The 8,373-nt window shown below is 62.7% G+C and carries 8 protein-coding genes and 1 pseudogene; 7 read left to right on the top strand and 2 right to left on the bottom strand.

Annotated elements, in window-relative coordinates:
* From EOA86_RS12695 to EOA86_RS41205, 7 genes and pseudogenes are all read left to right on the top strand, one after another.
* Window positions 1-1,011: pseudogene (locus tag EOA86_RS12695) on the top strand (hypothetical protein); the annotation flags it as partial.
* Window positions 1,012-1,215: 204 nt separating this feature from the next.
* Window positions 1,216-1,662, top strand: coding sequence for a hypothetical protein (locus EOA86_RS12690; protein ID WP_245497251.1), 447 nt, complete (start codon window positions 1,216-1,218; stop codon window positions 1,660-1,662).
* A gap of 2 nt (window positions 1,663-1,664) precedes the next feature.
* Window positions 1,665-2,150 carry a hypothetical protein gene (locus EOA86_RS12685; RefSeq protein ID WP_128341958.1) on the top strand — a complete coding sequence of 162 codons (486 nt, stop codon included), beginning with the start codon at window positions 1,665-1,667 and terminating at the stop codon, window positions 2,148-2,150.
* On the top strand, window positions 2,150-3,031 hold the full coding sequence (locus EOA86_RS12680) for a hypothetical protein (RefSeq protein ID WP_206630008.1): 882 nt from the start codon (window positions 2,150-2,152) through the stop codon (window positions 3,029-3,031). The genes EOA86_RS12685 and EOA86_RS12680 overlap by 1 nt, the downstream gene beginning before the upstream one ends.
* Window positions 3,032-3,243: 212 nt before the next feature.
* Window positions 3,244-3,606 carry a hypothetical protein gene (locus EOA86_RS12675; protein ID WP_128341956.1) on the top strand — a complete coding sequence of 121 codons (363 nt, stop codon included), beginning with the start codon at window positions 3,244-3,246 and terminating at the stop codon, window positions 3,604-3,606.
* 160 nt (window positions 3,607-3,766) lie between these two features.
* Window positions 3,767-6,490 (top strand): SGNH/GDSL hydrolase family protein, encoded by a 2,724-nt coding sequence (locus EOA86_RS12670; RefSeq protein WP_128341954.1) that lies wholly within the window; start codon window positions 3,767-3,769, stop codon window positions 6,488-6,490.
* Window positions 6,491-6,533: 43 nt separating this feature from the next.
* A complete protein-coding gene (locus EOA86_RS41205; RefSeq protein ID WP_128341953.1) occupies window positions 6,534-7,109 on the top strand; it encodes an acyltransferase in 576 nt (191 codons plus the stop codon).
* On the opposite strand, the gene EOA86_RS12660 is transcribed toward EOA86_RS41205, so the two are convergent.
* Together EOA86_RS12660 and EOA86_RS12655 are read right to left on the bottom strand one after the other, a co-directional pair.
* The gene (locus EOA86_RS12660) at window positions 7,106-7,312 is read right to left on the bottom strand and encodes a hypothetical protein (RefSeq protein WP_128341951.1); all 207 of its coding nucleotides are present in this window, start codon (window positions 7,310-7,312) and stop codon (window positions 7,106-7,108) included. The two genes, EOA86_RS41205 and EOA86_RS12660, sit on opposite strands and share 4 nt — an antisense overlap.
* A gap of 13 nt (window positions 7,313-7,325) precedes the next feature.
* Window positions 7,326-7,925 (bottom strand): hypothetical protein, encoded by a 600-nt coding sequence (locus tag EOA86_RS12655; RefSeq protein WP_245497250.1) that lies wholly within the window; start codon window positions 7,923-7,925, stop codon window positions 7,326-7,328.
* Between the last annotated feature and the right edge of the window lie 448 nt (window positions 7,926-8,373).

The following is an 8,373-nucleotide window of genomic DNA, read 5'->3' as shown; positions in this document are numbered from 1 at the left end:
CCCTTAAAAAACCGCCGGTCCCGCACGTTTGGCTGCGCCAAGGTCCGTCCGGTGGATGCCGGGCAGTCGTTCCTTTACGTGACGCGCTCCCGCAAATCGATCGCCGAACTTGCCCAGAGCGCCACCGGCCGCTTCACGTCGGATGATGTCGGACAGATTTCCGAGCACATTCCAAAAAAGGGTGTCGTTGAACTGGCGTTCCAGACCGATCCCGATCCGCTGCTGTGGTTCCCGCTGGATAACGGAGAACTTGGCGGCTACACGCACCAGCCTTCGCAGGAAGTCCGCGGCATGCACCGGCATCGCATCGCCGGCTCGTTCTCAGGTTCGGCATGGGGCATCGTTGAAAGCGCCGTGGTCACGCCGGGACAGGACGGCAATGATGATCTCTGGCTGTTCGTCAAGCGCACCATCGGCGGAGTCACCAAGCGCTATATCGAAATCAAAACCATTCCGTTCGAATATGGCGAGATCGCCGACGCGTTCGAAGTCGATTGCGGCCTGACCTACACCGGCGCGGCAGTTACAACAGCAGGCGGCGCAATACATCTCGCCGGCCTGATTGTGGACGTGCTTGCGGACGGGAAGGTCTACCGCGGCCTGACGGTCAGCGGTGCTGGCAATGTCACACTCCCAGTTGGTTCGCCCGCCGCTGCTAAATGGCAGGTCGGGCTTCCATACGAGGCCGGCGCCGATACGCTTGAGCTTGATGTCGGCGGCAAGGACGGGTCGGTTGTCGGACGCCGAAAGAAGGTGGCGGCGGTGATCCTCTCCCTCCTGGAAACCGACACGACCGGGCTGGAAATCACGTCGTTAATGCGCGGCCGGTGGGAGCCGGTTCGTACCCCCTCGATCGTTTCACCCGAGGGCATGGCCAATCTGTTCACCGGCAATGTCGAGGTGCCGATTGACGATTCTTGGGGAGGCCAGGGCAGAGTGAAGATCCGCCACACCAACCCGACACCCTGCACCATCCGAGCGTTCACGCCGGTGTTCGATGCCGAGCCGTAGTTGAAACTGCCGATCTCCCCTTGAGGGGGAGATGTCGCCGAAGGCGACAGAGGGGGTCGGCACGTCCTGACGCAGCCTCCTATCGCGGGCGAGAACGCCGGTGCTCCACGCGGTACTACCCCCTCTGGCCTGCCGGCCATCTCCCCCTCAAGGGGAGATCAGCGGCACCGCCGTTTTCCATCACCCTCCTAAAAGGACCCTCCTGTGACCCCAATCCCCGATGACAAGCGCCGCGCCGCCGCCGCGCAAAGTGAAGCCTGCGTCGACATCGCAGCACTTGCCGACGAGATCAGCGCAAACGCCGCTTCCCTCGACGAGCGCTGGCGCATGGCCCAGTGGCTGATAGAACAGCTGCGCCAGCAATTGTTCGACGCCGATGCCTTGCGCCGCGCCATCGCCACCGCCAACAGCCAGTTCGACGCCGCCGGCGTTGCCGACCTGAAAGTCAACCTGACCGCCATCCGGCGCGCCGCCATAGCCGGGCGGCGAGCGGCAGCACCCGCTCGTCTCAGCGCGGCGGCGATCCAGGCCGACAAGATGCTTCTGTCCCTCCTCAGCCCCGGCGGCGCGCTCGACCCGCGCCCTGCGCTCGGCGCTCCGGTTGGAGGCATCACAGCTAGATTTTCGCTTCGTGGCCTAGGCCGAGGCTGACCATGTGCACACTTGCCCTTATCGGCCTTTCGGTCGGCGGCGCGCTGGTCGAGGGCCAGCAGTCAAGGCAGATGGCCGACTATCAGGCCAAGGCCTATGAACTGCAGGCGCGGGCCGATGCGCAAGCCGCGGCCTTCGAACAGGGCCAGGAGCGCCACAAGCAGGACCTCTTGCTGTCGCAGGCGCGCGCCCAGGCCGGCGCCTCGGGCGTCGGCATATCAGGCTCGCCGACCGAGGTGCTGGCCGCCAATGCCAGGCAGGGCCAGCTCGACATCAAGGCGATCCAGTACGGCTCGCAGCTGCGCCAGAACAAACTCACCACGCAGGCCGCCATCTCGCGCTTTTCCGGCAGGCAGGCGGTGGCCGCCTCGATCTTCAAGGCCGGCGGCAACCTCGTGTCCGGCCTTTCCGGCATCTACGACCCGAGCAAGGCCGTGACGTTCGGCAAGAGCGCCTTTCCGCCGGCGCCGGGCGGAGGGGTTTACTGATGGCGACCATCCCCCTCCAGCTTGCCCAGCGCCGGCTCGATACCGGCAGCGTGGTTTCCTATCCCGATGGCTCGCCGATCGGCGCCGCCATGCAGGGTTTTGGCGACGAGCTCTCGGCGGTCGCCGAGCGGTTCCGGCAGCAGAGGCAGCAGCAGGACGCCTTCGACGCCGAGGTCATCGGCCGCGAGTTGAACGGGCAGATCGCCCAGGCCGAAAACGAGGCGATCCGGAATGCGCCGGCCGACGGTCGCGGCCTGCATGACAGGATGTATGGCCAGGTCGACCCGCGCACCGGCCAGGTGATCAAATCGGGCCTGTTCGACACGCTCTTCGACGGCACCCTGCCGAAAGTGCCGGAGAGCGAACGCGCCAACTTCATCAGGAAAAAAGAGGCTTTAAGGCTGGCCGGCTCGGCACGAATGGCCGCACAGCAATATGCCCGCCGCCAGGACTATGAGCAGGCCGAATGGTCCAAGGCGCAGGACTCCTACACGAGCGCCATCGCGCAGAGCGATCCGGACGACACCGCAGCGTTCGAGGCGATCAGGCAGAGCGGGTTCGACTTCATCGCCAAGATGGGCAGCCCGGTCGCCAGGCAAGCGGCCGAAACTGCCTGGCGCAGCAACACGGCAAAAGCGCTCGCCAAGGCGATGATCGCCAAAGATCCGGGCCGCTCTGTTGAGCTGCTTGGCGCCAAGCCTGCCGCGAAGGCCACCATCGGCGCGATCAACGGTGAAACCACCGGCGCTGAAGGCGACACCGATCTGTCGGCGAAAAACCCGAATTCGCCCACTTCGGGCGATTACCGCCTTGCTGATCCCAGGCCCGACGATAAGGCTGCGCTCGCCCGGCTGGCCGGCGCCTCGGTGGCGCAAAACTGAGGTCCGCAACCAGCATCGGCTGGCCTCCCAGAATGCGCCGGTGGCCATACGAGAGCGACGGATGCCTTTCTTCCAACACAGGCTTGTGGTTTGAAATTCCAAAGCGCTGATGCTATCAAAATGACAGGAACTCCAAATCCACCACACCGCCCATCCAGCTTTTCAAATGAAGGACTGACCCTATCTTGTTGCGCACAGACTCTTTTTCGACGATGGCAAGAATCGGTTTTGTAGTCACGTTGGCCTGCGTTCTGCTGCTCACTCTTCTGCCGGTGCGGTTCCTGCCGGATCTCGGCATGGCCGTCACGCTTCACGATGACAAGCTGGAGCACGCCATTGCCTTCGCCGCGCTGGCGGCCCTAGGAAGCCTCGGCTGGCCGGGACACAAGGCAAGGCTGGTTGTTCTTCTCGCCTTTACCGGCGCGGCGATCGAGGTTCTTCAGGGCGCCCAACTGATAGGGCGCGATCTGGATGGGTTCGACTGGGTAGCCGACTGCGCCGGCATGGCGTTGGGGCTGACAATCGCCGGCTGGACCAAGAGGCGCGTTGGGAGGCGCGTTGTCGGATTGCCATAGGCCGCAACGGTTTTGGGCGCCCTTTTTCTTTTGAGGCCGGAGCCGCGCCTCTTCCGCGCCCCGCAGATGTGTCATGGACCACGCGTCCCCTAAGCGCACCCTGAAATCATAGAGCATTTTCAAGCCTCGCTTTCGCGGGGCTTTTTCATGGAGAAGCCTGATGGCTCGACCTGCAACTGCCGCCGTTCGACTTCTGACCGGCGAACGCGAACCCGTGCGCCTGGCCACCACGGTCAGCATTCTCCTTCATGGCCTGCAGATCACTGACGGGGTGCCGTGCGAGGTTGGCGACCGCGTGCTGGTCAAGGACCAGGCTGACCAAAGACAGAACGGCATCTACACGGCGAGCGAGGGCGAATGGTTCCGCGCTGCCGACGCCCGCACCGCCCGCGCGATGCAAAAGGGGACGACGGTTCACACCCAGGTCGGGTCGGCCAATGCCGGTCGAGTGTTTGAATTTATGGCAGACGAGCCGGCGGTGGGCAGCGATGCCATCACCATTGTTCCTTTCGTGCCGCCTGACGTTGCGGAGGTGGTCGATGAGGTCGAGGCGCTGCGCGATGAAACGCAGGTGCTAAAGGATGCCACTGGCGCCAGTGCCGGGCAGGCAGCCGCCAGCGCCGCCAGCTCCGCCGCGAATGCAGGGCTGACCGCCGCCGATGTCGTCACGACCGCCGCCAATCTGGCAGGCGCCCAGGCGGCGCGCGACGCGTCTCTGTATGGCAAGGGCATCTTTCCGACCATCGCGGCGGCGATCGGCCTTGGCGTCATCGGCAGCGGTGCGATTACGGCGGGCTCCGGCGGCACCAACGGCACCTTCGACCTGGCATTTACCGGCGGCGCCGGTTCGGGCGCCGCCGGCCGCTTCGTGGTGGCGGGCGGAGCGCTGACGCAGATCCTGATCACCGCGCCCGGCTCCTACACGGTGGGGCCAAATTTCAGCTTCGCGGCATCGGCGGGATTGGCGGGCGCGGCCGCCGCAGTCGTGCTCGGCAAGAATGCCGATGTCGGCGAATATTTCTGGACGGAAGTCTCGGCCGGGGCCCTTGGGCTGTACAACGTCACAGCAGGGCCGGTGGCGACTGATACTGGCGTTCGCGCCGCGACATCCTCCTTGATGTCGGCTGTTGAACTCATGATGATGATTCAGGGCCTCAGCCTCCCCACCACTAAAATGGTGGAATCCATCGGCTCAGGCGTCAGCCCGTCCGTCTACCGCTCATATTCTTTTGTTTCGGGAGACACCATTGAGCACGTCGTGATCGCGCGGGCCGGCGAACGGGCCATGCTCCAGCTTATTCACACTGCCGCTGGCGCAGCATACACGGCCAACTTCAATCTCGAAGAAGGCGTGGTCGTAAGCACGTCCGGCGCGAACATCGTCAGTGCCAGCATCTCCGCCCTTGGGGGCGGCTGGTTCGAATGTAAAGCCGTTGTTCTGGTGGCGTCAAACGTCACCAATAACGTGCAGGCCCGCATGTCGGCGGCAGGCAATCTCCCCTATGCCGGGGACGGCACGAGCGGCCTGTACATTCGCAGCATCATCCTGCGCAAGCAGGGACTGACGGCCAACCTCTTCCCGAGCAGCGATCCGGCCAACGCAGCGTTCACCAAACAGAACGTCACGGTCACCCCTACGACCAGCCCAAATGCCCCATCGCTCATCACCCTCCCGGATACGGTCGAAGAACTCTACATTCGTGCGATTGGCCGCATGTCGGCGACGAAACTCGTCGAGCCGAGCGGATCGGCCAGCCCTTCGGTCTACCAAGCCAAGAGCGCGGTCTTGGGTGACGCCGTCGTCTGGAAGGTCATCGCCAAAAAGGCCGAACGCTATCGGCTCAACCTGTTCTCCAATAGCGCCGCGATCTTCAACTGCACGTTCGATCTCGAAAACGGCACCGCAAGCGGCACCGGTGCGAGCATCGTCGCGCTCGGCAATGGCTGGTATGAATGCACGGTCACTGTCACAGCGACGGCCTCGGCTTCGACGAACTGGCAGCATCGCATCTTCGCAGCCTCCGGTACGCACCCCTACGTCGGCGATGGCGCATCTGGTCTCTATGTTCAATCGTCCAAGCTCCACCTCAACGGCGGCGCGAACCTGTTTGGCGATTCTGAAAATCTCTCCACTTCCGCGTGGACCAAGAGCGCGGGGGTAACGACTGTCGCGAATGCAGCTCTTTACCTTGGCCTTCTGGCCAATGGGGCTGACATAGGTGGCGATCCTTACGAGGACGGTTCCACAGAACTGATCGCGCTGAAGTGGGCTGCGCTAGGCGACAGCATCACGATTGCCGGTTTTTATACCAGCGTCATAGCCAGCCAGACTGGGATGGTGCTGACAAACCTCGGCGTCAGCGGCGCGTCGCTCGGTCAGTCGACGACAGCATACGCGAGCTTCGGCATTTACAACCAGATTGCGAACATACCGGCAGACAGCGAGGTCGTCACAATCGCGGCAGGTATCAACGACTTCGGAGCCCAGGAGGTCGTCCTGGGTGTGCTGGGGCAGACCACGACGGCCACCTTCTACGGAGCTCTCTGGGCCGCCGTCGTCGCCATCAGGACTCAGGCACCGAACGCGAAGATCATTTTCTTCGTCCCGTACAGCGGCGACTCCACCCACGCCACCCACAGGATCATGAGGACCAACGGGCAGGGCAACACTCTGGATCAATTCATGAGGGCGGTGCGCGAGGTGGCCTTGCTGACCTCGTGCGCCTATCTGGATGTCGGCGGCGAGAGCGGCCTCGGCTACTTCATGCCTGCCTCATACACTTCAGACGGCCTCCACATCAACGCCGCGGGCGGCCTGAGGTACGGAACCTGTTGCGTCGAGGGTCTTCGTCGTCTCTCGCGCGCGGGCTACTTTGGAGCGTGATCGCGTCTAGACCAGTCGGATCGTATATGGCAGACATTCGCCGATGCGCCTCTTCTCAGCTATCCTTGCAATTCGTCGTCGGTTTTGGTCTTGGATCGCCACCGGCGCAGCCAAGGAGAACGCCATCATCGGACCTCGAACGCGGTACGGTGCCGGAGCCAAAATCTTTAACATCCATGGCGACCGTTCACGGGTGAAGATCGGAGCCGATAGCCATCTGGATGGGCATTTGCAGGTCTTCGCGCATGAAGGTCGAATTGAGATCGGGGACTGGTGTTACGTGGGAGCAGGATCAACGATCTGGTCATCTGATCCGGTCGGGATCAAGATTGGCAAAGGGGTGCTGGTTTCTTCGGGGGTTGCGATCCACGACACGAACTCGCATCCGATGGATCATGAGAAGCGTTTCGCACAGACAGTGGCGATTTTTCGGGCCGGCCATCCGCGCGCCGATCCGGGCATCCGTTCCGCCCCGGTCACTATCGGCGATGACGTTTGGATCGGAACCGGCGCCATGATCATGAAGGGCGTGACGATCGGCGATCGAGCAATAATCTCGGCGCGCGCCATTGTTCGGTCGGACGTTCCCGCCGATGCGCTGGTGCGAGCGACTGACTAATGAAATGATACGTTCGGCTGCCGCTCATCAATGAGCGTCGCACCGTCGTAGAGCTGCACATGCATGTGTGGCATCTTCTTGCAGATCTCTTTGAACCGAGCCCGCATCTCGGCCTCATCTTCACCGGTTGCAATCGGCATGGAGAGTTGCCGTTGCTCATCAACAGCTTGGATGGTGAAGCGAAGGGGCGGACCAACGTGCACGCTTTAGCTCCTGCTAGGACGCGGCATCGACAAAAGGCATGTGCTTGATCCGCCCCCACTGCTCCTTCGCTGTCGTGCCCGACCAGCGGTTGCGAAGAGTGCTCTCTCGATAGGCATGGGCGGGGTCTAGTTCTGGCATGTCCGAAGCCTCAGGTAGGAAAAAGACATTTCCGCCAGCGGCTGAGACGGCAACAAGCTTGTAGCCGTGCGTCTTGCATAGTTTCGTCAAGGCGGTGATCGAGGCGCCATGATACCAACCGCTGTCGTGCTTGGCCATGCGGTCAAATGCCGGATCATAGGGCACAGTGACGGGGTTGAGGCCGAAACTGGCATTGTACTCGACGACCACGACCGCAGGACGCGCCGGCAGCAGAGCCTTCAGGAACCAGTAGTCGTTGCCGTCAACGTCGACTGAAAGCACGCCAAGTTGCGGGAAATGCGTTCCAAGGCTGTCGATATTGTCCAAGGTGATGAAGCTCTGCCGTGCTTCGATCCGCTTCGGCAGCACGGCCTTGGCCAGCCGGACTGTCGTATCGTCGCCGTCGACTAGGAGTCCTTTGAAATCAGCTAGACTGATGCAGTCGTATTCCGTCGGGTGAAACCCAAATTCCAAGAAGGTTCTTGGGCTTTGGCCGACGATCCGCGACAGAATCGCGCTCTCGTCGGACTGGGGGGAACCGCCAAACCGAGCCCTCGCTAGATGAAAGTAGTAGCGAAGCGGACTCCCCCGAAGGGACGCGTGCATGCGGGATCGTACGGTCATCATTTGATGCCTCCTCGACCCCCCGGCCCGCCACTAACTTTTGCGGCAAGCGGCACAGGATCGCTGCCAGCGCCACAAGCAAGGGCTTGTCGCGGCCGACCGCGCATAGCTCGGCCTTCACCGTCCAGCGCGCCGTTCCTTCATTTTGCGACATGGGCCGCTGTCCTCCCGATCTCCGCTCCTCTTGGGCTCATTTCATACAGTCGGTTGCAAACATCAACCTGCCCGCGACCTGGGCGGAAAGGACAAGACCATGGATACCACGTTCAAAGGCGCCGCCAGGCGCCTGGACGACCTC

The sequence above is a fragment of the Mesorhizobium sp. M5C.F.Ca.IN.020.32.2.1 genome, assembly GCF_004023105.1.
GTDB lineage: Bacteria > Pseudomonadota > Alphaproteobacteria > Rhizobiales > Rhizobiaceae > Mesorhizobium > Mesorhizobium wenxiniae.
Note: the sequence above shows the minus strand (reverse complement) of the source record. Positions and strands in the feature narration are given on the sequence as shown.